The organism is Haloferula sp. A504, assembly GCF_044385805.1.
Taxonomy (GTDB): Bacteria; Verrucomicrobiota; Verrucomicrobiia; order Verrucomicrobiales; family Akkermansiaceae; genus Haloferula.
Window position 1 is genome coordinate 1 of record NZ_JBISBU010000207.1, and the last position, 491, is coordinate 491.

1 protein-coding gene is annotated in these 491 nt (G+C 72.5%); it reads right to left on the reverse strand.

The genetic code is table 11. The features are described from left to right. On the reverse strand, window positions 1-470 hold a 470-nt coding region (locus tag ACG2LG_RS24210; protein WP_396263479.1), incomplete at its 3' end, for a transposase. Window positions 471-491 lie beyond the last annotated feature (21 nt).

A 491-nucleotide genomic window follows, 5' to 3' on the forward strand; every position in this document is an offset into this window, starting at 1 on the left:
CGGTCCTTGATTTCGTTGGGACCGTAGAGGAGGAGCTTCATGGCGCTCTGCACGGTCCAGTCCTTGAGGATGCGGTTGCAGCGCGGGCCGACCTTGCCTTGGACGGCGGGCTTGTCGGGACCGCCGCTCTGGTAGGTGCGCGGGACGATGCCGGCGTAGCCGCAGGTCTGGTCGAGGGTGCGGTGCGGGTCGGGCGGGCCGAGTTCGCCGGCGAGGCCGGCGGCGAGCACGAAACCGATGCCCGGGATGCTGGTGAGCAGGGCGTAGGGGGTGGCGGCGAGCGCTTGGGCGGCCTCGCGGCGCAGCTCCAGCGCGTTGCGGTGCAGGCAGCGGTGGAGATCGACGGCGGCGGCGAGCGTGCGCTGGAGGGTGGGCACGCGGACCGGGTCGGGCGGCAGGGCCTGGCGGGCGAACTCGATGAGCTTGGCGGCGGCCTCGTCGTGGTCGCGGATGCCGTGGCGACAGAGCATGGAACTCAGCGACGAGTGGCG